The organism is Nocardia sp. NPDC051756, from assembly GCF_040681495.1.
Classification (GTDB): Bacteria; Actinomycetota; Actinomycetes; order Mycobacteriales; family Mycobacteriaceae; genus Nocardia.
The window spans coordinates 758,343-782,697 of the sequence record NZ_JBFAYV010000006.1; the positions used below are offsets into that span (position 1 = coordinate 758,343).

The following is a 24,355-nucleotide window of genomic DNA, read 5'->3' on the forward strand; positions in this document are numbered from 1 at the left end:
CGACCGCGCATTCCGGCGCTGCGTCGAGGTCACCTTAACGCCATGTTCCGGCCGCCGGACAGACATCTCGGCGATCCTCGGGAGCGGTCATCGGCGCGCCGCCCGCCGACTGGTAAGTTGCACAAAGACCGCGCTCCTTCGCAGGCAGCCCGGGGTATCGCATGGACCACCGACGCCACGGCCAAACCTGTGAGCTGTCCCATGAGATGTGACGAACAACTGTGCAGTAGCTCTCACCACGGATACCATCGAGCGCTGCGCCCCCGTACGGCGACGCTGCATAGTTTCGAAGGGCATTGACACACCACATGACCGGTACGCGAGAGAAGCTGGAAGAGCTGCGGGGGATCCTGGAGCTCGCTGAGGAACCCGCCGGCGAAACCGGCATCGCGAAGCGCAAAGCCAAGGGCATACCGAGTGCTCGGCAGCGGGTGCGCGCGCTGCTCGATCCGGGCAGCTTCGTCGAGATCGGCGCGCTGATGCGCCAGTCGGCGCAGCCGGGCGCCATGTACGGCGACGGCGTGGTCACCGGCCGCGGCCGCATCGACAACCGGCCGGTCGTGGTGATCGCGCACGACCAGACCGTGCACGGCGGATCGGTCGGCGAGATGTTCGGCCGCAAGGTCGCGGCCGCCATGGAGTTCGCGTATGAGAACGCCTGCCCGGTGGTCGCGATCAACGACTCCGGTGGCGCCCGCATCCAGGACGCGGTGACCTCGCTGGCCTGGTACGCGCTGATGTGCCGACGGCAAGGCGACATGTCCGGGTATGTGCCGCAGGTCGCCGTCATGCTCGGCAAGTGCGCGGCCGGTTCGGTGTACGGGCCGGTCAACATGGACGTCCTGGTCGCCACGGACAAGTCCTACATGTTCGTCACCGGGCCGGAGGTCACCAAGGAGGTGACCGGCGCCGACGTGAGCGCGGAAGAACTCGGCGGCGCGGCGGCGCTGACCCGCAACGGCACGGTGCACCACGTCGCGCCCGACGAGCAGGCCGCGTTCGACTGGGTGCGCAACTACCTGAGCTACCTGCCGTCCAGCTGCCTGGAGCAGCCCCCGGTGGTGAATCCCGGGCTGGAGCCGGAGGTGACCAGCCATGACCTCGAACTGAATTCGATCATCCCGGATTCGGACAAGGTCGGCTACGACATGCACCAGATCCTGATCCGGATCTTCGACGACGGCGACTTCCACGAGCTGGGCGCGGGCACCGCGCAGAACCTGATCACCGGCTTCGCCCGGGTCGACGGCCGCAGCGTCGGCGTGGTCGCCAACCAGCCGCAGGCGCTCGGCGGCGCGCTCGACGCGCAGGCCTCGGACAAGGCGACGCACTTCATCCGGCTCTGCGACGCGTACGGGCTGCCGATCATCTTCGTGGTCGACACCCCGGGCGTGCTGCCCGGCATCGAAGAGGAACGCAACGGCGTGATCAAGCGCGGTGGACGCTTCTTCCGCGCGGTGATCGAGGCGACCGTGCCGATCGTGACCGTGGTGACCCGCAAGGCCTACGGCGGCGGCTACGCGGTGATGGGCTGCAAGCAGCTCGGCGCCGACATCAGCCTGGCCTGGCCGACCGCCCGGATCGCGGTGATGGGCGCGGAGAGCATGGTCGGCATCGTCGGGCGCAGGCAGCTCGAGGCGGCACCGGTCGACCAGCGCGCCGCGGTGCGCCAGCAGATGATCGACTTCTACAACGCCACCATGGCCACCCCGTGGATCGCCGCCGAGCGTGGCTACATCGACGCGGTGATCGAGCCGTCGCAGACGCGGCTGGAGATTCGTAAGGCACTGCGGTTGCTGCGCGAGAAGGACACGGCCAAGCCGAATCCGCGCAAGCACAGCCTGTTGCCGGTCTGAACGCGCGTACCCGGTTGTGTTGGGTCACAACGCAACCGGGTAGCGGTTCGTGGCATTTCCGGTGATCACGTTCGCGCCGAACGACTTCGGGCGCGATGATCTAATTTCGAGGACGTGCCCGGCCGTCGTTCGCCGCGACTCGGGCACGCGACGTGCCCGCCGCGCCTGTACCCTACCCTCGTCCGGCGGGCACGGAGCGCTTGCGAGGACGAATGTCCGAGGCCGCACGCCGCACTGATGATCAGCTGTGGCTGCCCCAGCGCAGATCCGCTGTGGCCCACTCCATTTCCCACATCCGCAGGCGCCTGCGGTCCAGGCTGCGCCGCAGGGCGAAGTAGCAGCCCGCCACCACGATCGTCGCGCCGAGCAGCGCGCCGCCGGTGAGCAATACGGCCTTGCTGAGTGCCTGCGTTCCCGAGGGCGGCTCGACGATCTTGTCCGCGCCGTTCAGCCAGATGGTCACGGTCTGCCCCGGCTGCACGAGGGTGGTCGATTGGTAGTCCTCGGTGTGCACGACGCCGTCGGCGTCCTTCCACTGCACCTTGGCCGGCATGATCGGCGCGTAGAGCGGCGCCTTGCCGGTCTCGGTCACCGTCGCGTCGACCTGGTGCAGCTGCGCCGTCTTCGCCTGCACCACAGCGGTTTCCGTGTGATACACGCTGACGCCCACGGTCAGCACCAGCAGCGGAACGACGATCAGGAACACCAGCGCCAGCGTCGCGGCGACCAGGGTCTGCACGCGATCTTCTCTGCGGCGCATCGGGTTTCGATCCAGCCCGACGCGGCGGCACGTCCTGCGGTACATATTCACCGACCCTGTGGTCATGACAGTGACTCCTCGGTCCGGAATTCGGTGGTGAGCGCGACGAGTGTGGCGAAATAGTCCTCGATGAGATCGGGCAGGGCGCTCGGATCGTCGCCGGCGGCCCAGGTCTGCAACGCCGAGATGAGCAGGCCGGCACCGGCGGCCACCGCGGTGGCCGGGCGCACGTCCCGCTCCGGGTCGACGTCGAGCCGGGCGGCGATGATCCGCACCGATTCTCGCTGACCTTCGATGCGAATGCGCTGATATCCGGCGAACAAATCCGGTTCGTCCTCGAAGCGCTGGAACAGCGTCCACCGCCGGGCCAGCAGCGCGGCGCGTTCGCCGCCGTATTCGACGGCGAACCAGTCGTGCACGGCGTTGCGGTAGGCGAGCAGCGGCGATTCGTGCAGGGGACGGCGGCAGAGCGCCTCGTTGAACAGGTGCACGTCTTGGTCGACATCGCCGAGGACGGCTTCGGCGATGGAGGTGAAGTGGCGACTGAAGGTGCGCCGGGTGACGCCGGCCCGCACCGCGATGTCCTCGACGGCGACCGCGCCGAGACCCCGCTCGGTGAGCAGATCGAAGGCCGCGCGCGACAACGCTTCCCGGCTGCGCCTGGTCCGCAGCCGTCGGCCATCGAGATCGACACCATCGTCGCTCATATCCTCAGCTTACCACCTTATTGTCCCATTGGGACAATACTTCGGGCCCAGGGTCGGCTCGGGTCGGGGTCGCTCAACGGGGCGGGCTGGTTCCCGCTGAGCGCGCTACGAGTTTCGCTTGGTTATCAGATGCCCAATTCGGCCCGGCCGAATCATGAAGGCGGGCCGTGGGTCAGACCCGGCGGATGCTCGACGGCTGATCGAGGATTCGCGGCTGACGGCGGCGCAGCGCCTGCAACAGCGAGATGGTGTACTCCGGCGGCGCGGCGTGCACCGAAAGTTGGTTCGCCACAGCGCGATACGCGTCCAGGTCGCCCTGCTTGTCCAGGTACAGCGCGCTGGTCAGCTGCTGGAGGTAGACGATGTCGGGCAGGTCGGCCTCGGCGAAGCGCAGGATGGTGAACGCGCCGTCGGCCAGCGCGGGCCCGCCGACATGATCGGCCAGCACCTGGACGGTCACGTTGTTCTTGGCGACGACCCGCAACAGGTGGTCGATCTGGTCGTTCCACACGGTGGTGCCGCCGATCGGCCGGGACAGCGCCGCCTCCTCGACGACCACCCACAGCTGCGGCGGATTCGGGCGGTCGAGGATCTCCTGCCGACGCACCCGCAGCGCGACGCGCCGCTCGATGGCGGCCTGCGACTCGCCCGAATGGGCCAGCGACAGCAAAGCGCGCGCGTACTCCGGGGTTTGCAGCAGCTCCGGCACTGCCCTCGGCTCGTAGGCGCGGACCAGCGTCGCCGCCTGCTCCAGGCCGAGATAGGTGTCGTACCACTTGGGCAGCCAGTCGTTGTCGCGATGCCACCAGCCCGAGGCGTTGCCCTGCCGGGCCAGTTCCAGGTATTCCTCGCGTTCGGTCGGATCGGTGACCTGATAGAGGTCGAGCAGATCGACCAGGTCGCGCACCCGGAAGCCGGTGCGGCCGAGTTCCAGCCTGCTGATCTTGGAGTGCGAGCCGCGAATGGCCTCGCCCGCGTCCTCGCGGGTCATCCCGCAGCCTTCACGGAGTTTGCGCAGTCTGCTGCCGAGCATCATCCGGAGCACGGTCGGCCCGCCCGCCGGCGTCACCGCGCCGAGCAGCGGGGAATCAGCCGGTTTTCGCACCTCCGAAGGACGCATTCCCCGAGTCTGCCATGCCGGGGTTATTTGTTTCTACTGACGAAAGACCCTGTGCCGGTGTCGGACCGCCAGTCCACCGGCCGCCCAGAACGCGAAATCCCGGACCACGGCACCCTCCACGGAGGGCGCGCGGACCGAGATCGGCGCAACTTCTCGGCGCGGCGTGTCCGGCTCAGCGCAGCGCGATATCCGCCGTCGCGCGCCCGAACAACTTCCGTCCGTCACAGCTCGCGGTGAGCGATATGGTGCCCGTGCGCCGCTCGGGATCGAGCGATTTCACCTTGCCGCGGAACTCGATCTCGCTCGCCTTGGTGGCCGCGACCGGCGCGAACCCGGCGAATCGCACGCCGTAGTCGGTGACGGCGGCCGGATCGCCCAGCCACGAGGTCAGGTAGCCCGCGCCGAGGCCCATGGTGAGTAGCCCGTGCGAGACGACGTCGGGCAGACCGGCGCTGCGGGCGACCACATCGCTGAAGTGGATCGGGTTCGAATCACCGGACACGCCAGCGTAATTCACCAGATCACCGCGCGAGAGCGGCATCGAGCGCACCGGAAGTTCCATGCCGACGGACAGATCGTCGAAACTGGGGACCGTGCGCGGGGTGCGCTGCCGGTCCAGCGGGTCGGCCTGCGCGGGCTCGTCGAAGCACTCGACCACGCCCGCCTCCGCGCCGAGCGCCGCCCGCTGCGCCGCGGCATCGCTGCGGTCGGCGCCGGACTGCCCGGTCATGATCACGCCATCGACCGCGGTCACCAGCTCGGTGGCGATTTCCACGCCGGTCTGCGCGACGGCGGTGGAGGTCGCGGTCTGCAACAGTTCCTTGTGCTGGTTGGTGAGCACGTTCTTGGTCACCATGAAGTCTTTGTCGCCGAACTGCCGGAACGACTCGATGTAGGAGACGCAGTGCAGCTGATCCCCGGCCAGCACCGGCCGGTGCACCTGGATCGACTGTTCGGTCTGCAACACCTGGCCGATGTCATAGGCGGTCAGCACCGACTCGAACATGTTGCGCTGCATCAGCATCAACACGATCGAGGTGAAGGTCAGCGGCGCGACCAGGGCGTCGTACCCCAGCTCGGCGGCCGCGTCCTCGTGCCAGTGCGCCGGATGCTTGTCGTGCACGGCGCGGGCGAACTCGCGGATCTTCTCGCGCCCTACCTCGTAGTGCTCGGTCATCCGGTAATGCCGTCCCACCAGGGCCAGTGCCTGTTCGGACGCGGTGGTCGTGATGTCGTTCATGTGCCTCTTTCGCGAATCCTGGCGTCGAGCTCGCCCGGACCGGCCCACAATACCGAAACACGACAGGGTCGCATCGCTGGGGCAGCCGGCCCGGACTCGGCCCAGCCGACATCGGGGTGCAGGGGTTCGTCCGTGTTAGATCGCCGCAAACGCGGGAAACGCTAACACCGATTACTCAGCCGCCTTGACGACGCACCGGACAATGGCAAATCGTCAGCATTCATTCGGTGCGGGCGCACCCTGTAGGCGTTGATCCAGCCAGAGCATTGCTTCTGGATATCCAAGAGCGGCCGCGATGACATGCTCCCCCAGCACACTGCGATAGACCGAAGGCACGCCGAGCCGGCATTGCTCGAGATAGAGATTGCGGGCCCCTTCGGCCGGAATCCAGAATTCCTGCTCACCGTTGTAGATATACAGCGGCGTTCCGGATTTCAGGTCCGCCATTTTGGTGACTCGATAAATATCGTCGGCGACCGCGGAATGCAGCGGGTTCGGAATGTTCGCGGCGATATCGATCGGCAGCATGAGCACGCCGATCAACCCGTAGGTGCTGCCGCAGAAGTCCTTCGCCGGCGAGGTGACCACCCACTGCGCCAGATTGTTCATCCTGGCCAGGATCTCGGGGCGCTCCCTGCCGATGCCGAACACCGCCGCCATGAACACCGCCGAGGCGAGGTTGCCGTTCATACTGCGGGACAGGATCTCGTAGTCCGCGGGCACGCCGCCCAGCGCGGCGCCGACGATCACGTCCGCCAATTCCGGCGCGTAACCATCGATCAGCTTCACCGCGCCGTGGGTGGCGATCGCACCACCGGAATATCCGGCCATGCCGAATTTGCTGGCACCGAACTCATCCGGCAGCAGGCCGCGCACCGCGCGGATCGAATCGAGCACCGCGTGACCCGCCACGACCGGCTCGGCGTAGGCCATCCACGGGCCCTCGTGGTCCGGGATGAGCACCGCGTATCCGCGCAACGCGGCGACATAGGTGGTCGGCGGGATGAAATCGGTGGCGCTGGTGTCGGGGTTGAGGCCGTGCGACAGCGTGTATCCCGGAGTGCAGCTACGGCCCAGCGCATCGATGGGCAGGTTGTTGACCACGACCGGACGTGGACCCGGACCCGGCCAGGCCGCGGCCGGAACCACCAGGGTGGCGGTGGCAAAGGAGGGTGCGCCGTGCGCGTCGGTGGTGCGGTACTTCAGCAGTTGCGCGCGCTGGATCGGCAGCAGCATGAGCGGCGCGGTGGTCGCGGTGACGTCACGTGACTCGATGACCTGACCCTCGGCGTATCCCGCGAGATCGAACGGCCAGGCATCGAACATCGCGTCACCGACGTTGCCCGGCAACGACGCATCGCGCAGCGCGACCAACGGCGGCGACAGACTCGTTGCCTCCCACACCGGCGGTCCCGCTTCCTGCGCCGGCGCGATCGGCGGCGGCGGAATCACCTGATCGATCAGATTCTGCACGCCGGGCAACAGCGAGCCGCCGTCCGGCGGCGGCGGGAACAGGCCGGGAAACTGTGGCAGCGGGGGCAATTGCGGCAACGCGGGCAAACCCGGTGGCGCGGGCAACGGCTCGGCGGCCGCCTGCCCGGTCACTGTCGGGCAGACGATCAGCAGTGCCACGGCAATGGCAGGCAAGCATCTCATGGCACACGCCTTCGGGTGCGGACGTCGGGTTCACCTGGCGGCCAGGGAGATGCGGCTTCCGCCCCCGAAATTGCCCCCTGGTTGTACCAGACAGTCAGGCTAACCCGCCGTGCACGCAACACCGCGCTGAAACGACCGAGTTGTGTGTGACACGTGGCCGAACCGCAACAACCGGGCCGAATGTCGCTGGTTGCGAATCAGTTCGGCCCGGGTTGCGGTCGCGCATTCAGCAGTTGCTCGGTGCCGGTTCACCCCTGAAGCGAGCGTCGAGCCAGTTCAACGCATCTGGAATGCCGAGCACCGCCGCGGTCAGGTGATCAGGTACCGGAATCTGCTCGGTCTGCACCTTTGCACCGGCTGCACACCAGCGCTTGTCGGTGTTCACCACGGCATCCACCGGGATCAGTCCGTCGATCGGCGAATGCCATTCGAAGACCGGCGTTTTCGGCACGCCGTCATACAGCTCGAGGCTGTTCTCCTCCACCACGCCGCGCGCGGTGTCGTCGGTGATCATCGAGGTCGTCTTCGCGAAATCGAGCGCGCCGTGCCCGGCGCCCGCGGAGAGGATGTCGTTGGTGCAGCTGTTCGCCATCTTCGCGCGTGCCGCGAGTCCGCGATCGTTGAGCTGCTCGCTGAGTGGAAAGCGGTCGGGATACTCACGTTCCAGGCCGAGGCCGGCCGCCAGCGCGAGCCCGAACACCGGGTGCGAGCTGAGGCCGAGTGACTCCAGCATCTTCACCAGGTTCATCGGCACGCCGCCCATGGCCGCGCCGGCGATGTTCAGTTCGGGCGCGTACTTCGGTGCGAGCGCCGCCGCCCACGCGGTGGCCATGCCGCCGCCGGAGTAGCCGACCATCGCCACCGGACTCTGCTGCACCTCCAGCTCGGCCACCCGCTGCACCGCGCGGATGCCGTCGAGGGTGATCTGGCCGCCCAGTTTCGCGGCGCCGTAGGCGAAATTCGGTCCGAGGTGATCGGGCAGCGCGACCGTCCAGCCGCGTTGCAGCAGCACGTTCCAGCCCGGCGCCTCACGCACCACCAGGTTCGGGTCGGCGGTGTAGAGGACCTTGGAGACCGAGCATTCCGCCCCGAGCCCGTTGATGATGTGCTGAAACGACAGCAGCGGGCCGTCTTTGGCGTGCGACCGCGGCGTGAGCACCGTGGTGGTCGCCGCGATCGGCTTGTTCTCCGAGCTGGTGGAGCGGAAGCGGACGACGGTGACCGTGGTGTCCGGGAAGATCGGCAGCGGCGGCATCATCCGGGTCGCGAGCACATCGCCGGGCTGCTTGTCCGCGATGTTCGCCGGTGTCGCGTAGAAGGGGTCGGGGTCCGGTGCGGGATAGAGGGGTGCGCTGTGGCCCGGTCCGGCCATCGTCGCGACGAGCGCCAGTCCGGCCGCCATCGCGCCGAACGCGCGGGTCACTCGTCTGCGGGTCGCTCCCCTGCCCATCGAACGTAGGGCCTGACTCATCGATCGGTGCCTCTCGAATGGTCCAACGTTGTGACTCATCCTCGGCAATTTCGCCATCGAGCGGCAGGTAGCGCGGCGATCGTGTTGAGATCTCACAAGTGTGGAGCGACCAGTCTGTGATGGTTATGCGCATTCGCTCGTGACACAGCCCGACCGCCGCGACGCCGTCCTGTGACATGTCCAGCCAACGAGACGGAACATGTTCTCGTCCATGCTGCGGCTCTACCTTTCAGCAGTACCGGCGCGATTGCCCCGCCCGGTCCGGAAGGAGACGGTGGCATGGACGGCACTGCGCGCAAACTGGCTTACCGCGAAGACCTCGACGAGATTCCGACGCGGCGGGTGACCGTCTACTTCGACGGCCCGACCCCCGACGACGCGATGGTGCTCGAGTACGCGGCCAGCAGCACGGAGGCCTGGGAGTTCACCTCCGCCGCGGTGCACGCCGGACTCACCGTCACGGTGGACGGCATGCTGCGGCCGGGCTTGCGCCGGCTCCCCTGCCGATCACTCTGGCACTGACCGGATTTCGGCGCACCCGCGCCGGAACTCGCCGGTTTCGGCACATCCTGCACATCGGCAGGCCATGCCGGTTGGCACCGGCCGCACTTCCGGCGAGGGTAATCGCCTAGGCGGGCCCCAGGACTCGATGCAGGAAGGCCACGGCATCCGGCAGCGCCGCCCGCGCCGCACCGAGGTGATCGCCCGGATAGAGGTGGGTTTCGAGATCGGTGCCCGACAGGGTCAGCTCGGCCAGCAGTTTCGCCGTCAACGGCGGCGGCACTTCCATATCCGTCAGCCCCTGACCGACGAACAACGGAATCGTGTAGCCGTCGGTCGGGATGCGCATCATCGCCCGGGCCGCCGCCCACAGCGCCGGATCATCCAGCGGCTTGGCCAGCATCTCGCCGATCGGCACGTCGGCCAGGCGGGCATTGGCCTCGGTGATGCACTCCGTCTCCACTACCCGCAGCGCCTCCTGACCGGTCGGGGTCAGGTAGCTGTCCACGTCGAGTTCCGGTGCGCTGGCCCGCAGTCCGGCCAGCAGCATGGCGACGTAGGCGGGAGTTTTCTCCAGTGGCAGACGCGGAATCCACGGTCCGGCAAGCGGAATCAGCAGCTCGAGGTTCGACGGCGGACCGGTGGCGGCCGCGCCGCGCAACTGGAGTTCCGGCGCGTCGGCGGGACCGAGGGACGCGGTGAACAGGGCCGCTTGCGCGCCTTGCGACTGGCCGAGCACCGCCCACTTGGTGCCCAGCGCCGGTGCCACCGCCCGTGCCGCACGGACGCCATCGATCACGCTTCGGGCCTGCGAGGGTCCGTCGAGATAAGGATGCGTGCCCGGCGTGCCGAGCCCGACATAGTCCGAGATCACCACCGCGTACCCGGCGCGCAACAGCTCCGGGTACAGCGAATCCAGGTAGTAGACGCGGGGTTCCAAGGTGAACGCGCATTGATCGGCGATGCCGGTGGTGCCGTGCGCGTAGGCGACGATCGGCCAACCGCCCGGCGGCGGCGGCCCCGGCGGCACGTAGACGACGCCGGTGCTCTGCATCGGCCCGCGCGGACCGCGCGACCAATAGGTCAGCCGCTCCGCGGTCTCCGCGCCGTCGACCCGGAATCGCCCGGTCAGTTCCACCTGATCGGTCACCGTCCCCGGCGCCTCGCCCGCGCTCGCCATCGCCTGCGGCGCCAACGCGACTCCCACCGAGATCACGACCCCAGCCGCCCCCGCCATGATCCGTGTACACATCATCGAACGACTATCCCCACCGCGACACCGCGTGGCAAGCCACCACAATCAGTGGCCTATGCGGGGGCTGCGCACCGTTTGCCCGCACGTCGCCGGGAGTTGTCCAGGCGCGCTGCCGGGCTAGGGAACTGTCGAAGGTACCGGCCGGTCGCTAGGCTCGAAGGGCAGGGCCGGGTCAGCCACGGCCCGTGCACGACGTGAAAGGAGCCGGAGTGCGGCATCAGAACCGGCCGTTCCTGCTCGTACTGCTGTGCGCGGCACTGCTGCCGATGGCGGCGGGCTGCGCGTCCAATGATTCCGCCGCCGTATCCCCGGTCACGACAACGGTTTCCGCGGCGCCGCCGCCAACCACCCCGAAACCGGCCACCACCCCCACCGTCGATCCCTATGCGGGACTGCCGCTCATCGATCACACCGACTGGACCGAGGCCGTCGACGGCACCCGGCTACTCGTCTATCCCACCACCGCCGGCCGCCGCACCACCTCCCCCGGCACCGACGACCGCGCCTGGCAAGAGGTACTCGGACAAGCACCCGACGCGAACACGCCCGGCATGCGTGATCAGTTCATCTGCCACTGGGTGTGGGCCCGGCTGGTAGAACCGGACAAGCCGAGTTGGAATCTGGAACCCTGGCGCCCCGCGGTCGGCTACCAGGCCACCGTCGACGCGCGCTGCAACCCGGGTGGCCCCGAACGCTGAATCCCGGCCCACCCCCGATCGAAAGGACCGACCCCCATGCGCATTGTCATCGCAGGCGGACACGGCAAGATCGCTCTGCTGCTCGCCGAGGCGCTCACCCGGCGCGGCGACCAGGTGGTGTCGCTCATCCGCAACCCGGACCACGCCGCCGATATCACCGCGGTCGGCGCCGAGCCCGCGGTGCTCGACCTGGAACAGGCCGGCGCGGACGACCTGCTCGCCGCCGTAGCCGGTTCGGACGCAGTGGTTTTCGCGGCGGGGGCGGGACCGGGCAGTAGTGCCGAACGGAAGTACACTGTCGACCGGGACGGCTCCGTCCGGTTGGCCGACACCGCCGAACGGGCGAGCGTACGGCGTTTCGTGCAGATCTCCACGATGGGCGCCGGTCAACCTCCCGCACCCGGGAGCGACGACATCTGGGCCGCCTATATCGATGCCAAGACGCAGGCCGAAGACGATCTGCGCAAGCGCGCCCTGGCGTGGACGATCCTGCGCCCCGGCCGTTTGGTCGATTCCGCGGGCACCGGCCTGGTCACGCTGGCCGTGCCGCCGGTCGGACGTGGCGATATCGCCAGGGCCGATGTCGCCGCCGTGCTCGCCGAACTACTGCCCGCGACCCACACCGCGGGCACGACACTCGAACTCATCGCCGGCGACACGTCGATCGACCGGGCCGTCGCGACACTTGCCGACCGGGCAACTTCGGATGATGCCGCCCCCCTTGCCGATTGACGTTCACCTTCTCGTTAGGAGTGAGCAACCTTGTTCAGCCGCATCGTATCCATGAAGATCCGGGAGGGATCGCGCGCCGACTTCCTCGACGCCATCTCGCGCAGCGCCGTGTCCTCACTGCGGGACGAACCGGGTTGCCTGCGTTTCGATGTCTGCGCCGATCGCCTCGACCCGCATCGATTCTTCCTCTACCAGCTATATACCGATGATGAGGCGGCCGAGGCGCATCGGTTCACCGACCATTTCCTGGCGATGCGGGCGGCCGCCGACCGATATGTCGAACCGGGTACCCAGATTCACTACAGCACAGACGTTCTTTTTGTGAACTGAGCGCCTTATTGGTACACGGTGTCAGCAAACATACAGACGCCGAATCCCGCACGTGCGCTTGCAAATCGATCGTGCAGATGTACTTGCATCTGAAAGGCACAGCGACCTAAACTCAGTCGCGCAACGCTTTACAGGGGACAACCAGGGGAGGCCGGATGGTCGAGCCGAAGGCCGAAGTCGCCGTGGGTCCGCCGCCGCCAAACGTCAGGGGCGTTCGAATGAACCAACCACTTTCCGGCGCACGGCTCGGAATAGCCGCCGCCACACTGGTCGACAAACCAGCGAACGGTACAAAAATGAGCACACCGTCGGCCCGTAGCGGCCAAAGGAACACCGCGTACTCGCGGGAAACCGCCGTCGCGTTCGTCATCGATGCCGTCGAGTCCAAGGGTGCGGCCACCCGGCACGATTTCGATATCGATCGGATCGTTACCACGGCGCACGATGTGGTCGACGACTGGGACTTCCATACCATGCAGCCGTCGACGTTCTGGCGGATAGCCTCCAGCTTCATCAGGCAGTGAGACTTCCGGGCATCCCGATGTCCGATGAAGGCCGAATTGCCTTGTGCCGCAAGCGCTGAACCAACTAGCTCCACTGGCGATGATCTACCCTCTGGCGCAGGGTTTGCGGCACAAGGCACTGAGGCACCGAACCGGATCGAGCTGCCCGTCGGCGCACGTGCTACCTGGTGATGTCCCCGGGTTGAATTGCACTGCGCCCGCAGCGAATCAGGCCGCGTCGGCGTCGAGTTGCGTCGCGCGCGGGTCGAATCACCCCGCGCTGCTGGAGAATTGCACCGTGCGTGCGTCGAGCCGGACTGCACCGGTGCCGAATCCTCTTGTGCGCGTGCCGAGTCGCCTTGCACCGCCACTGAATTCCACTGCGTCCGCGCCGAATTGACCCACGCCGTCGGCCGTAGATCGCTCCGTGTCAATGGTGCGGCATCACGTCGGTCTCCCCCGCCGAATTGCCCTGCGCCACACGCGCTGATCCACTCGACGAGCAGTGCCGGCAGCGGAGGCGGGGACGCATTCCCGATAGCCGACCCCGCATAGAATCGTCCAGCCCACTTGCCGTCACGTGACATACCCGGCGGGCAGGATTGCCGCGCAGATTCACGCACAGAGACCGGACTCCATCGAGCCGCCCGGCGCCGAACAGCACTCGCTCCAGAGCACCACGGCCGACTTCGTGACACGTGATGTTCTGGTGTATGCGTAGTGCCGGATTCCCACATGATCACCTCGCGGGCGATCAGTAACCGTAGCCCTCGGCGTACTTCCCGAGGATCTCTATCGACTTCTCCGGCCGCTCGGCCTGCACGCTCAGTCGATCCATCACCGACAGGTACAGCGCGAGGTCTTGCCGCCGATCCAAATACAGTGCACTGGTGAGATGTTCGAGGTACACGATGTCCGGCAGTTCGGACTCGGCGAACCGGAGGATGCTGAACGAGCTGCCCGCGGCGGCATGTTCACCCGCCGAGTACGGCAACACCTGAACGGTGACGTTCGGCATTTCGCCGAGCTTGATCAGGTGCTCCATCTGCTCGCGGTGCACCCGGGGCCCGCCGACCGGCCGATGCAGCGCGGCCTCATCGATCACGGCCCACACAACCGGCGGATCCGATCGATGCAGGATTTCTTGCCTGCGCTGTCGTACCTGGACCCGCCGATCGGTGTCGGCATCCTCATACCCCAGAGCCACTACCGCCCTGGCATATTCGGGTGTTTGCAGCAGTCCGGGAACAAGATGCGCCTCGTAGGTGCGGATCTTGCTCGCTGCCTGTTCGAGACCTAGGTAGGTGCCGAACCACTGTGGCAGCAGATCGCTGTAGCGATGCCACCACCCGGGTTCGTTTGCCTGCCTGGCCAGATCGAGGAACCGCTCCCGCTCTTCGGCGTCGTTGACTCCGTATAGCGACAGCAAGTCCCGGATATCGCGTTCCTTGAAACCGGTGCGGCCCAACTCGAGACGACTGATCTTGGCGTGCGAACCACGAATGGCGTCGCCCGCCGCCTCGCGGGTGATTCCTTTTGCCTCGCGCAGCCTGCGTAACTGGCCGCCCAGTGCGATACGCAGCACTGTCGGACCACGTTCTGCGACAACGGGATGCACCTGACCATCGTCGTCCGGTTCAGCGATCATTGAGTTCGTCTCCGATACTCGGGGGTTGCCCACAGTGTGTCACAACCACCTGTCGCGAAACACACCGCACCGATCGCTAATGTTACCGCTCAACTCGTCAGATAGTCGAACTCCCCGGCCTTCGCGCCGCGCACGAACGCATCGATTTCCGGCCGGGTGTAGAAGAGCGTCCCGCCTTCGGGATCGCGGGAGTTCCGCATGGCGACCTGGCCGTTGGTCGCCTCGGCGACCTCGACGCAGTTCCCACTCGGATTGCTGTACGTGCTCTTGCGCCATGAGCCAGTGACCTTGTTGGTGGATGTTTCCGACATGTTCCCCACTCCTCGGTTGTGCCAGTTTGGCCAATCAGTTCGTGCAGATGCACGCTCAAACGTTCTTGCATTTGCACCAACAGTTTGGACGATAGCACGAAGTTCGCCACTGCGCGCCTACTAATTCGGACCACTCGGTCGGAGATCTGAGCCGCCGACGTTTCAGCCAACGAACCGACTGGTCAGCTGGCGATCAGGAGCATCCTGGAGCGTTGAATCTTGTACTGTCCCAAAGCAGATCGGATGAATCAGTCATTCGCGACAACCCCCGATGCGCACCGCCGAAGCAGGCCCGCATCGGCGTTCCAGAGGAGCCTCACGCATGCCAGAAGAGGACAACAGGCCAGTGATCCGGACCGACATCCCACACTCGGCGCGCATCTGGAACTACTGGATGGGAGGTAACGATTACTACGAGATCGACCGGATCGCGGGTGACGCCGGCATCGAGATCGACCCCGAGATCGTCACCATGGCCGGGCAGTCGCGGCAGTTCCTGATCCGGGCCGTCCGTTACCTCACCGGCGAGGCCGGCCTGCGCCAGTTCCTCGACATCGGCACCGGCCTGCCGACCATGCAGAACACCCACGAGGTCGCCCAGGCGATCGCGCCGGAGTCGAAGATCGTCTACGTCGACCACGACCCGATGGTGCTCGTTCAGTCAAGGGCCCTGTTGACCAACACCTCTCGCGAAGGCGTGACCACCTATATAGAGGCCGACTACAACGATCCCGACCTCATCGTCGCCGACGCGCAGAACGTTTTGAACTTCGACCGGCCGATCGGCGTGATGTTCATGGGGGTGCTCGGACACGCCGCGTCCTATGCGGACCTGCTGCGTGTCGTGCGAACGATCATGGCCGCCGTGCCATCCGGCAGCTACCTCGCCCTGTGGGACGGCACCGACGACAGCCCGGAGTATGTGAAGCTCTGCGAGAACTACTCCGGCACCGGCGGCGCGCCGTATGTCCCGCGCCCCAAGGACGAGATCCGCGGCGTCTTCGACGAGCTGGAACTCGTTGCGCCAGGGTTCGTTTCACTTACGCAGTGGCGCAGCGAATCCGACGAGAAGGCTCTGACCAGGCCGATCTCTGCCTACTGCGGAGTAGCTCGTAAGCCGTAGCCCGTGCGTGGAGTCCGACGGCGGTCGGTGACGACCGCTGTTTCGCTCGATTTCGACCCCGGTTCATCCGCGCCGTGAGTGCAAATGTACTTGCATCTGTAAGCGACAGCGGCCTAGACTCAGTCCCATATCGGGGAGGTACGCAGGGAGATTCGAGCCGGCGGCGCCTACACAGCAACTCCCCACACGCCACACGCGAGGGGCGGTCGAATGAGCCAGCCATTCCGGACTCCCCGCCGGGTTGCCGTCATCGGCACCGGCGTCGAGACTTTGCGGCAATGTCCCGCTCCGGTTCCGGTATCCGACTGCGGTGTCGAACCACCCGGCCTCACCTATCGGCAGGCGCGCGACATCTTGTCCGCCCACGAGGTCCATGGCCCCCAGTGCAGGCAGTGGCTGGCCGCCGCCGCCTACCTCTCCGCCGGTCTCGACGACGAGTAGTCGCTCGAATCCTTTGGCACGCATCGATGTTCGCATCCACCGAACATTCCATGCAGCATAACGCGGATGTACGGCGCCGTCCCGGCACAGTGCGATGTCACGAATGGGTCACCCGATAATGCCGTAGGCTCCCAATGGATCTCGCCGATAACTCCCCCGGCGCAGAACCCTTTCGTATAGTGAGCCGAACGATTCGGGCACAGTTCTATTACGCCCGACGTGGCAATGGAGCGACCCGAATGACCTTCTCCGCGCTGCATCTTCCCGCTGATTCGTCCGACACGGCACTCGAAATCGGTGGCCAGCCGGCTTCGGTGCCGTTGCAGAACACCGACCGGGTGGCCTCCCGGATGGTGGGTTATTTCGCCACCTGCATGGCACCGTGCCGCACCCTGCCCGGCGAACAATTGCGCGGGGACGTCACCAAACTCACCCGCAGCTGCCTGGGTTTGGTCGCCGAAATGTTCGACCGGCGCACCGTTCCCGGCGAGGAACAATTCGGCGAGGTCCGCGAGGCCGCCGCCCAGTGGGCCCGAGAAGGCGTGCCGCTCAGCACAATTCTGCGCGGTTACCACGAAGGCGTGCGCATCGCGTTCGGCCTGGTCACCGCGCCCGCCAGGGCCGGGGACGTGGACCAACTGCTGGTCGCCACCGATCTCATGCTCGAACTCCTGGAGGCCGTCACCGCGGCCGTGGCCGATGCCTACGTCGACGAGCAGCATCTCGTCGCCAAGGAACACCAGACCGCCGCCCAAACCCTCGCCTCGGCGCTGCTGAGCGGCCGCGGCAGTTCCGCGCTCGCCCGGCAGGCCGGCATCCCGATCGCCGACGCGTATCAGGTAGTCGCCCTGTCCCTTTCGGAACATCCGGACGAACGCGATGCCCGGGTCGACGCGAACGTCGCGGCCCGGCGCAAGCTACGCCGGCTGCAATCCGCGCTCGCCACCGTGTTCGCCTCCCGCGCGCTGGCGCTGCTCAGTACCAAGGGCGGCACCATGCTCATCCCGGTCGGCGACCACGGGGAAGCCGCCATGACCGCCGAGACCTTGGCGCAACTGGCCGAGGCCGCGGAGGTCCCGCTCACCGCAACGGTGGTCGCCAGCGACACCGACGAGGTGCCCGAATCCGCCGACCAGGCACACGAATTGCTCAATCTGGTGCGCGTCGGTGGCAAGCCCCCTGGCCTCTATGAAATGGCCGATTTGGCCGTGGAGTATCAACTGACCCGCGGCGGCCCGGCCACCCGGCGGATCGCCACCATCCTCGATCCGCTCGAGGCGCACGCCGAACTGTTCGAGACCATGCGCGCCTACCTCGGCAACGACATGAACCGCCAGCTCACCGCGCGTCAGCTGTACGTTCACCCGAATACGGTCGACTACCGGCTGCGCCGCATCGCCCAGCTCACCACCATCGACCTCGCCACCTCGGCGGGGATTTCGCAGGCCGCCATCGCCCTGCTCGCGCGCGATCTGGACAACAGCGTCACCCGCCGGTTGTGACCGTCGCGTGACCTGTAACGGATTCGTGCTGGTCACCAGGACACAACCTTGGGATCCTGAAACTGCCGCGGACACTGGATGGTGAAAGTATGCGAATAGCCGAGATATTGCGCAGAAAAGGTAGCGACGTCGCCACGATCGCACCCGACACGACAATTCGAAGCTTGTTGGCCACACTGGCCGAACACAATATCGGCGCGGTTGTCGTGTCACGTGACGGGGAAGGGATAGTCGGGATAATCTCCGAACGCGACGTGGTGCGCAACCTGCACGCGCGCGGAGCGGAGCTGCTCGACACCCCGGTTTCGGAGATCATGACCACCGACGTGCGCACCTGCGCGCCCGACGACCGGGTCGACGGACTACGAAACACTATGACCGAGCATCGGATTCGGCACCTGCCCGTCGTAGATCAGGGCCGGTTGATCGGCATCGTCAGCATCGGCGATGTGGTGAAGAGCGCGATCTCCGAGCTGGCCACCGAGCGTCAGCACCTGGTCGAGTACCTACAGGGCAAGTACTGAGCCCGGCGGCCCGCGATGGCCGCTAGGCGCTGCCGAGGTCGGCCGAGAGCCAGTGCTCGGGTCGCTGGTACACCACGACCTGATCGCCGAAGCCGGCCGCCTGCTTCAGGTAATTGTCGACGGCGTCGCCGCTCAGGTAGCGCTCGACCATTTCCACGTGCAGTTCATCGGTCAGCGGAACGATCTTCGACACCGAGCCCTCGACTGAGACATATCGAGTGGTCGGTTCGCTGCGCTGCACCATCAGGGTGAAACGCCCGGACTCCTTGATCAGCTGGAGTTTGCGGGAGTCGGCCCCGGTCATCAACCACGGCTCGGATCCGGGTTCGTACTGGTACCAGATCGGCACCGATAGCGGGCCCCGGCCGGCGCCGCCGGCCACGGACAACGCCGCGACGTGCGGCTGCGCGAGGAACTCTTGACGCTCTTTCAAGGTCAATGCCATGGCCTCCACCCTAGTGGGTGAAAGCCGTTGCCCTCGATAACCTTCGAAGTGGCCGGTAAAAGTGCGTATCGTGGGTGGCGTCCAACGCACCTTGTGAACGGGTTTTGCGGAGGGAGCGTCACGTTGCGATCCCATGCCTCGAGGCCGCATTTCGCGCGCACGCAGGCCCCGGCAGACATTCGGAAGCTCTTCCCCGCACTGGCCGAATCCACCGAGATCTACCTCGACAGCGCCGCGACCACGCAGAAGCCGCTGCCGGTCATCGAGACCATTCATCGTTATCACAGCTCACGAACCGCCAACGCCGGACGCGGCACCTATCCCTGGGCGACCAGCCTGACCACCCGGCTGAGCCGGATCCGCGATCGCACCGCGGGGTTCATCGGCGCGCAGTATCCGGACGAGGTGGTCTTCACCGGGGGTGCCACCGCGGCGCTCAATGCCGTCACGTTGTCCTGGGGTCTGGCCGCGTTGGAGGATGGCGACGAAATCCTGTACAGCCCAGCCGATCACGCATCCAATGTGCATCCCTGGTATCACCTACGCGGCCTACTGGCCCGGTTCGGGCGCCGGATCGAGCTGGTCCCCTACCGAGTGACCGACGACGGCGAGGCGGACACCGCCGACATCCTCGCCAAGGTCACCCCGCGCACCCGGTTGATCACCACCAGCCATCTGCACCACGTCTACGGCGGCCTGACCACCCTCGCGCCGCTGCGCGGCCTGCTCGATCCCGCGATTCTGCTGTGCTTCGACTGTAGCCAGAGCGGCGGGCACGTGCCGGTGGACGTCACCGAACTCGGCGCGGATTTCGCGATCTTCGCCGCGCACAAGATGTTCGGCGCGCCGGGAACCGGAATCCTGTACTGCCACAGGCGAGTCCACGCTAGTCTGATGCCATTCCTGCCCGGCGGCAACTCGGGGGTGCTGGTGAGCGAGGCTGGACTGATTCCGGCGGCGATGCCCGCGCTCCTGGAGGGCGGCACGCACAACATTCCGGGCATTCTCGCGCTCGGCAGCGCGCTGGAAGTGCTGGAGTCCTTCGATATCGGCGCCATCGAGGAACACAATCGCGAGCTGACCCTGCGCCTCATCGACGGCCTGCGCCCCATCCGCGGCCTCGACTTCCTGCCCGGGCCCGCGCACGCGCCGAGCGCGGTCGGCTACGGCATCACCTCGTTCACCCTCGACGGCATCTCCGCGACCGACCTCGGATTCGTGTTGAGCGAGTTAGGTTTCCTGGTCCGCACCGGCCTGCACTGCACCGTCGCGATCAAGGACAGCGCGGTCGACGAGCGGCTCGCCGACGCCGACGATTCGGTGCGGGTCAGCACGCACATCTACAACACCGCCGACGAGATCGACCGATTCACCCAGTGCGTCACGACGATTGCCGAGGAGGTCAGATGACCATGGACACCCCGCGCTACGACCGGCGGGCCGCGTCCCGGGTGCTCGCCGGGCTGGCGCAGCCGGGTCTGTTCGCGGCGCCGGTGCCCGTCCCCGACCGGCGCAGGTTCGAATTCACCTGCACCGCACTGCATACCGAGCCGAACAGTCACCTCACCTACTCGCAGCGGCTGTACCTCGAGCGGTTCATGCGGCCGTGCCGGCCCTACCAGGTCACCAGCGCCACCCACCGGATAACCTGGACCGACAGCGACGGCATCCCCAACACCGGCCACTATCGCGCCGACGGCCTCGGCCCGCTGATCCCGATCGCCATGCGCGAGACCGTGCTGGCGCTGTGGCACGCGCTGAGCGCGAATACCGCGTTCGCCGAACGCATTTCCGCGCTGGGTCCGCGCGAGCACGCGATGCTGGACGGCACCACCACCGATCACGAGCCGCTGGACATCTTCCGGGTCGGGATCGAGGCCGCCGGGCGGGCGCTGGCCCAGCATGCGCTGCTGGCCCGGCAGACGCCGTACCGCGGCGCGGCCGAATTCGCCTTGGGCATGCACGAATCCGGCCTCTTCTCCGCGGTCGCCACCCGCTGGTATTGGGAGTTGCAGGCCTCGACCTACCGGCGCGGGATGATTCCGGTGACGCTGATCGCCCAGCCCGACGGCACGGTGCGCTACTCCGCCGAGACCGTGGCGATGCTGCGCGCGATGAAAGACTCCACGATCGCCGACGCGCACACGGTGATGCGGCGGGCGACGCATGTCGAGGGGCTCAGTATTCCGGAGGCCCTCGCCAAATATCACGACGACCTCGACCTCATCTCCCGCCAGTACGCGCTGCTGCCGGCCGGAACCAGGCCGGCCTGCCTGGCCGCGATGCCGCATCATCTCGGCGGCGGTCACTACAGCATCCTGCCGATCGTGGTCGATCAGTTCGTCGCAGTGTTCGCCCAGGTCGCCGGGCGCTGCGACCTCGTCGAGGTGAGTGCCGAGCTGGACGGCGAGACCGCCGATCGGGCGGCCACCGCCGAGGATCAGGTGTTCTATGTCCCGGATATGACCTGCAAGCACTGTGTCCGGACGATCGGCGGGGTGCTGGAGTCGATGGACATCCGGGTGCTCGAGATCGATCTGATCAGCAAGCGGGTGGTCGCCGAGTTCCGCAGCCCGCGCAACCGGGCCAGGGCCTTCGAGGCGATCCGGGACGGTGGTTACAACCCGGTCGCCGAACGGCCGGAGATCGCCACGGAAGGGGCGCCGGCCGCCCAGCCGTCGGAAACCGCGGTATGACGGCACCGGCACCGGCGCTACCCGCGAAGATCGATCCGCTGGTACGCGCCTTCCTCGATACCCCGGGCGCCGTGGCGGAGGCGCTGCATCGGTTCGGTTCGCCGGTGCACCTGGTGTTTCCGCAGGTATATGCGGAGAACCTTGCGCAATTCCGGTCGGTGCTCGATCGGCTGTTGTCGCGGTACCGAGTCTGCTACGCGCACAAGGCGAATCAGTCCCGTGCGTTCGTCCGGACGGCCGCGCGGGCGGGGATCGCCGTCGATGCCGCCTCGCCGCAGGAGGTGGCCAGCGCGGTTGCCGCCGGGTTCGGGACCGAGCGGATCGAGGTGACCGGGCCGAAAGGTGATGCGTTCCTGCGGGATCTGATCGAACGCGGCATCACGATCAATGCGGACAATCTGTGGGAGTTGGCGCGGATACCGGAGTTGGCCGGCGATCGCACCGAAGTGCCGGTGCTACTGCGTATTTCGGGCTTCGATGAGGCACAGGTGAGCCGATTCGGGGTACCGCTCGGTCACGTCGTTCGTGCCTTCGAGTTGCTGGCGGCGCATCGCGACCGAATCACGTTCCTCGGGTTCGCGTTTCATCTGGACTCCGGTGACACGGGTGAACGGGTCCGCGCGATCGACGCGTGCCTGGCGCTGGTCGAGCGGGCGTACGGCTACGGGCTGACGCCGTCGGTGCTGAATATCGGCGGCGGCTATCGACAGGTCTTCACCGCCGACGCCGATCGGTTCGACGACTACGTGCACGCGCTGCGTGAATCGCTGCTCGGCCGCGGCGAGCGGATGAGCTGGGGCAGCAACACCTTCGGCTATCACGTGGCCGGCGGCGCGGTGCACGGCATTCCGGTATTTCATAAATACGCCAACACGATTCCGCCGACCAGGATGCTCGAGGACCTGTTCACCGCGCCGCTGGACCGGCACGGCGGACGCACGATCGCCGAGGTGATCTCGGACAATCTGCTCGACCTGTGGCTGGAACCGGGTAAGGCGCTGGTGGATCACGCGGGGGTGACGGTGGCCATGGTCGAATTCGTCAAGGAGATCGCCGACGGCACCGTGCTGGTCAACCTCGATCTGAGCCGGGACTCGGTGACACCGGCCGATCAGGAGGTGATGGTCGATCCGATCATCCTGCCGCGGCAGGCAGCCACCGAAACCGGCCCGGTCGGTGTGTATTTCGCCGGTCAGCTCTGCCTGGAGCGTGATCTGATCACCAATCACAAAGTGTGGCTGTCGAATCGGCCGAGCCCCGGCGATCTGGTGGTGTTCCCGAATACCGGCGCCTACCACATGGATCTGTCCGCGGCGACGGCCTCCATGCGGCCGCCGCCGATCAAGCTCGCGGTCACGCAGCGCGGCAACGACTTCCAGGTGTGCCCGGACGCCGACTACGCACCGGACCCGCCGATCGAGCACCACCCCGCAGCGCGACGTTCGCCGCGCATACCCACCGAGGCGTCCTGATGCGCTACGACCACATCACCGAACTGATCGGCAACACTCCCCTGCTGCGGCTCGACCCGGCGGTGCACGGTCTGGCCGATGTCGAGTTGTACGCGAAGCTGGAGTCCTGCAACCCGTTCGGCTCGGTCAAGGACCGGGTGGCGTGGGGCATGATCCGCGACGAGCTCGACGCCATGGTGGCCGGCGGGCAGACGTTCATCGAGGCGTCGAGCGGCAATACCGCGAAGGCGTTGCGGATTCTCGGCGCGATGCACGGTGTCGGCTTGCGCGCGGTGACCAACCGGATCAAGGTCGCCGAGGTGCGTGAGCTGTTGCAGCTGCTGGGCACCGAGATCGTCGAGCTACCCGGCCTGTCCGAATGCCCCGATCCGACCACGCCGAACGACGTGTACTCGGTGATCGAGGCGACCATGGCGCAGCAGCCGGACACCTACTATCACCCGTCGCAGTACACCAACGAGAAGAACATCGAGGCGCACCACCACGGCACCGGCCGGGAGATCCACGAGGACCTGGCCGCCGACGGCATCAACCGGGTGGACTACCTGATCGGCGGTCTCGGCACCACGGGCTCGACCAGGGGCACCGCCACCTACCTGCGCAAGCACAATCCCGAATTGCGCACCGTCGCCGTGGTTTCCGACCGCGCCGACTTCATTCCCGGGATCCGCTCGGAAAGCGAGATGTGGGATGTCGGCCTGTTCCAACCCGACTTCTACGACGACATCGTGACCGTCGAGGCAGGCAACGCGGTGGACGCGACACTGCGTCTCGCAACCGGTTACGGCATTCTGGCCGGACCGACCAGCGGTGCCAGTTATGCCGCGGCATTGGAAACCCTTGCGGCGGCGAATATCCCGGCGCGGACCGACGGGCCGATCGTCGCCGTGTTCATCGTCTGCGACCGGCTCGAACCGTACCTGTCCTACATCAAGAAGCGCAGGCCGGAACTGTTCGATCGCGCCGCGCACCGGCCGCCGCCCACCGCCACGGAACAGGCTGGGACGCCGACCCTTTCGCCCGCCGAGCTGGCCGAGCTGGACCGAACCGGCAAGCCGACCATCGTGGACACCCGCGGCTCGATGGCCTACCGGATCGGGCACGTGCCCGGCGCGCTCAATATCCGCGACGACCAGCTCGACGACATGTTCGCGCACGGTGTCCCGTTCCCGCGCTCGCGACCGCTGGTGTTCGTCTGCCCGGTGGGCGAGCTGTCGCTGCGCTTCGCCACCCGGGCCAAGCAGGCCGGTTACGACGCGAGCAGCCTGGACGGCGGCATCGTTGCCTGGCGGGATGCCGGGCTGCCGCTGGAAAGTGGCGGGTGACGCGCGCGGGCCATCCGCCAATTCCGCGCGTGTCACTTT

24 protein-coding genes are annotated in these 24,355 nt (G+C 66.8%); 14 read left to right on the top strand and 10 right to left on the bottom strand.

What is annotated here, in order from left to right; translation table 11 throughout:
* Positions 1–308: 308 nt before the first annotated feature.
* Complete coding sequence (locus tag AB0M22_RS29625; RefSeq protein WP_364733703.1) at positions 309–1,856, top strand: acyl-CoA carboxylase subunit beta; 1,548 nt, start codon at positions 309–311, stop codon at positions 1,854–1,856.
* 241 nt (positions 1,857–2,097) lie between these two features.
* Here AB0M22_RS29625 and AB0M22_RS29630 read toward each other — a convergent pair whose 3' ends face one another.
* The 6 genes from AB0M22_RS29630 to AB0M22_RS29655 all read right to left on the bottom strand — a co-directional run bounded on the left by AB0M22_RS29630 (position 2,098) and on the right by AB0M22_RS29655 (position 8,741).
* Positions 2,098–2,682 carry a hypothetical protein gene (locus AB0M22_RS29630; protein ID WP_364733705.1) on the bottom strand — a complete coding sequence of 195 codons (585 nt, stop codon included), beginning with the start codon at positions 2,680–2,682 and terminating at the stop codon, positions 2,098–2,100.
* Positions 2,679–3,323, bottom strand: coding sequence for a helix-turn-helix domain-containing protein (locus AB0M22_RS29635; RefSeq protein ID WP_364733708.1), 645 nt, complete (start codon positions 3,321–3,323; stop codon positions 2,679–2,681). The genes AB0M22_RS29630 and AB0M22_RS29635 overlap by 4 nt, the downstream gene beginning before the upstream one ends.
* 172 nt (positions 3,324–3,495) lie before the next feature.
* On the bottom strand, positions 3,496–4,443 hold the full coding sequence (locus AB0M22_RS29640) for a helix-turn-helix transcriptional regulator (protein WP_364733710.1): 948 nt from the start codon (positions 4,441–4,443) through the stop codon (positions 3,496–3,498).
* Between the two features lie 172 nt (positions 4,444–4,615).
* A complete protein-coding gene (locus tag AB0M22_RS29645) occupies positions 4,616–5,683 on the bottom strand; it encodes a fused (3R)-hydroxyacyl-ACP dehydratase subunits HadA/HadB (protein ID WP_364733712.1) in 1,068 nt (355 codons plus the stop codon).
* A gap of 213 nt (positions 5,684–5,896) precedes the next feature.
* Complete coding sequence (locus AB0M22_RS29650) at positions 5,897–7,339, bottom strand: lipase family protein (RefSeq protein WP_364733715.1); 1,443 nt, start codon at positions 7,337–7,339, stop codon at positions 5,897–5,899.
* Positions 7,340–7,565: 226 nt separating this feature from the next.
* Complete coding sequence (locus AB0M22_RS29655; RefSeq protein ID WP_364734048.1) at positions 7,566–8,741, bottom strand: lipase family protein; 1,176 nt, start codon at positions 8,739–8,741, stop codon at positions 7,566–7,568.
* Between the two features lie 348 nt (positions 8,742–9,089).
* On the opposite strand from AB0M22_RS29655, the gene AB0M22_RS29660 reads away from it, so the two are divergent.
* The gene (locus AB0M22_RS29660) at positions 9,090–9,332 is read left to right on the top strand and encodes a hypothetical protein (RefSeq protein ID WP_364733717.1); all 243 of its coding nucleotides are present in this window, start codon (positions 9,090–9,092) and stop codon (positions 9,330–9,332) included.
* Positions 9,333–9,438: 106 nt separating this feature from the next.
* Here AB0M22_RS29660 and AB0M22_RS29665 read toward each other — a convergent pair whose 3' ends face one another.
* Positions 9,439–10,566 carry a lipase family protein gene (locus AB0M22_RS29665; protein ID WP_364733719.1) on the bottom strand — a complete coding sequence of 376 codons (1,128 nt, stop codon included), beginning with the start codon at positions 10,564–10,566 and terminating at the stop codon, positions 9,439–9,441.
* Positions 10,567–10,775: 209 nt separating this feature from the next.
* On the opposite strand from AB0M22_RS29665, the gene AB0M22_RS29670 reads away from it, so the two are divergent.
* The 4 genes from AB0M22_RS29670 (at position 10,776) to AB0M22_RS29685 (ending at position 12,850) form a co-directional block, all read left to right on the top strand.
* Positions 10,776–11,264 carry a DUF2599 domain-containing protein gene (locus AB0M22_RS29670; protein ID WP_364733721.1) on the top strand — a complete coding sequence of 163 codons (489 nt, stop codon included), beginning with the start codon at positions 10,776–10,778 and terminating at the stop codon, positions 11,262–11,264.
* A 36-nt stretch (positions 11,265–11,300) separates the two neighbouring features.
* Complete coding sequence (locus AB0M22_RS29675; protein ID WP_364733724.1) at positions 11,301–11,996, top strand: SDR family oxidoreductase; 696 nt, start codon at positions 11,301–11,303, stop codon at positions 11,994–11,996.
* Positions 11,997–12,047: 51 nt separating this feature from the next.
* Positions 12,048–12,326: a putative quinol monooxygenase gene (locus tag AB0M22_RS29680; protein ID WP_364733726.1), complete on the top strand. Its 279-nt coding sequence runs from the start codon at positions 12,048–12,050 to the stop codon at positions 12,324–12,326.
* Between the two features lie 155 nt (positions 12,327–12,481).
* Entirely contained in the window at positions 12,482–12,850 is a 369-nt protein-coding gene (locus AB0M22_RS29685; RefSeq protein WP_364733728.1) for a hypothetical protein, read from the top strand.
* Between the two features lie 733 nt (positions 12,851–13,583).
* Here AB0M22_RS29685 and AB0M22_RS29690 read toward each other — a convergent pair.
* Positions 13,584–14,477 (bottom strand): helix-turn-helix transcriptional regulator, encoded by an 894-nt coding sequence (locus AB0M22_RS29690; RefSeq protein WP_364733730.1) that lies wholly within the window; start codon positions 14,475–14,477, stop codon positions 13,584–13,586.
* 89 nt (positions 14,478–14,566) lie between these two features.
* On the bottom strand, positions 14,567–14,788 hold the full coding sequence (locus AB0M22_RS29695; RefSeq protein WP_364733732.1) for a DUF397 domain-containing protein: 222 nt from the start codon (positions 14,786–14,788) through the stop codon (positions 14,567–14,569).
* Between the two features lie 322 nt (positions 14,789–15,110).
* Here AB0M22_RS29695 and AB0M22_RS29700 point away from each other — a divergent pair, with 322 nt between their 5' ends.
* From AB0M22_RS29700 to AB0M22_RS29715, 4 genes are all read left to right on the top strand, one after another.
* Positions 15,111–15,911 carry an SAM-dependent methyltransferase gene (locus tag AB0M22_RS29700; RefSeq protein WP_364733735.1) on the top strand — a complete coding sequence of 267 codons (801 nt, stop codon included), beginning with the start codon at positions 15,111–15,113 and terminating at the stop codon, positions 15,909–15,911.
* Between the two features lie 210 nt (positions 15,912–16,121).
* Positions 16,122–16,352 carry a hypothetical protein gene (locus AB0M22_RS29705; RefSeq protein WP_150401597.1) on the top strand — a complete coding sequence of 77 codons (231 nt, stop codon included), beginning with the start codon at positions 16,122–16,124 and terminating at the stop codon, positions 16,350–16,352.
* Between the two features lie 239 nt (positions 16,353–16,591).
* Positions 16,592–17,854: a helix-turn-helix domain-containing protein gene (locus AB0M22_RS29710; RefSeq protein ID WP_364733737.1), complete on the top strand. Its 1,263-nt coding sequence runs from the start codon at positions 16,592–16,594 to the stop codon at positions 17,852–17,854.
* Positions 17,855–17,943: 89 nt separating this feature from the next.
* Complete coding sequence (locus AB0M22_RS29715) at positions 17,944–18,378, top strand: CBS domain-containing protein (protein WP_150401599.1); 435 nt, start codon at positions 17,944–17,946, stop codon at positions 18,376–18,378.
* 22 nt (positions 18,379–18,400) lie between these two features.
* On the opposite strand, the gene AB0M22_RS29720 is transcribed toward AB0M22_RS29715, so the two are convergent.
* Positions 18,401–18,823 (bottom strand): pyridoxamine 5'-phosphate oxidase family protein, encoded by a 423-nt coding sequence (locus AB0M22_RS29720; RefSeq protein ID WP_364733740.1) that lies wholly within the window; start codon positions 18,821–18,823, stop codon positions 18,401–18,403.
* A gap of 123 nt (positions 18,824–18,946) precedes the next feature.
* On the opposite strand from AB0M22_RS29720, the gene AB0M22_RS29725 reads away from it, so the two are divergent.
* Genes AB0M22_RS29725 through AB0M22_RS29740 form a run of 4 tightly spaced genes read left to right on the top strand, consistent with a single transcriptional unit; the run spans position 18,947 to position 24,316 of the window.
* Positions 18,947–20,233, top strand: a complete 1,287-nt coding sequence (locus AB0M22_RS29725; protein WP_364733742.1) for an aminotransferase class V-fold PLP-dependent enzyme — start codon at positions 18,947–18,949, stop codon at positions 20,231–20,233.
* The gene (locus AB0M22_RS29730; protein ID WP_364733745.1) at positions 20,230–21,519 is read left to right on the top strand and encodes a heavy-metal-associated domain-containing protein; all 1,290 of its coding nucleotides are present in this window, start codon (positions 20,230–20,232) and stop codon (positions 21,517–21,519) included. Before AB0M22_RS29725 ends, AB0M22_RS29730 begins: the two co-directional genes overlap by 4 nt.
* The gene (locus tag AB0M22_RS29735) at positions 21,516–22,991 is read left to right on the top strand and encodes a decarboxylase (protein WP_364733748.1); all 1,476 of its coding nucleotides are present in this window, start codon (positions 21,516–21,518) and stop codon (positions 22,989–22,991) included. Before AB0M22_RS29730 ends, AB0M22_RS29735 begins: the two co-directional genes overlap by 4 nt.
* The gene (locus AB0M22_RS29740) at positions 22,991–24,316 is read left to right on the top strand and encodes a pyridoxal-phosphate dependent enzyme (protein ID WP_364733750.1); all 1,326 of its coding nucleotides are present in this window, start codon (positions 22,991–22,993) and stop codon (positions 24,314–24,316) included. Before AB0M22_RS29735 ends, AB0M22_RS29740 begins: the two co-directional genes overlap by 1 nt.
* Positions 24,317–24,355: the final 39 nt, after the last annotated feature.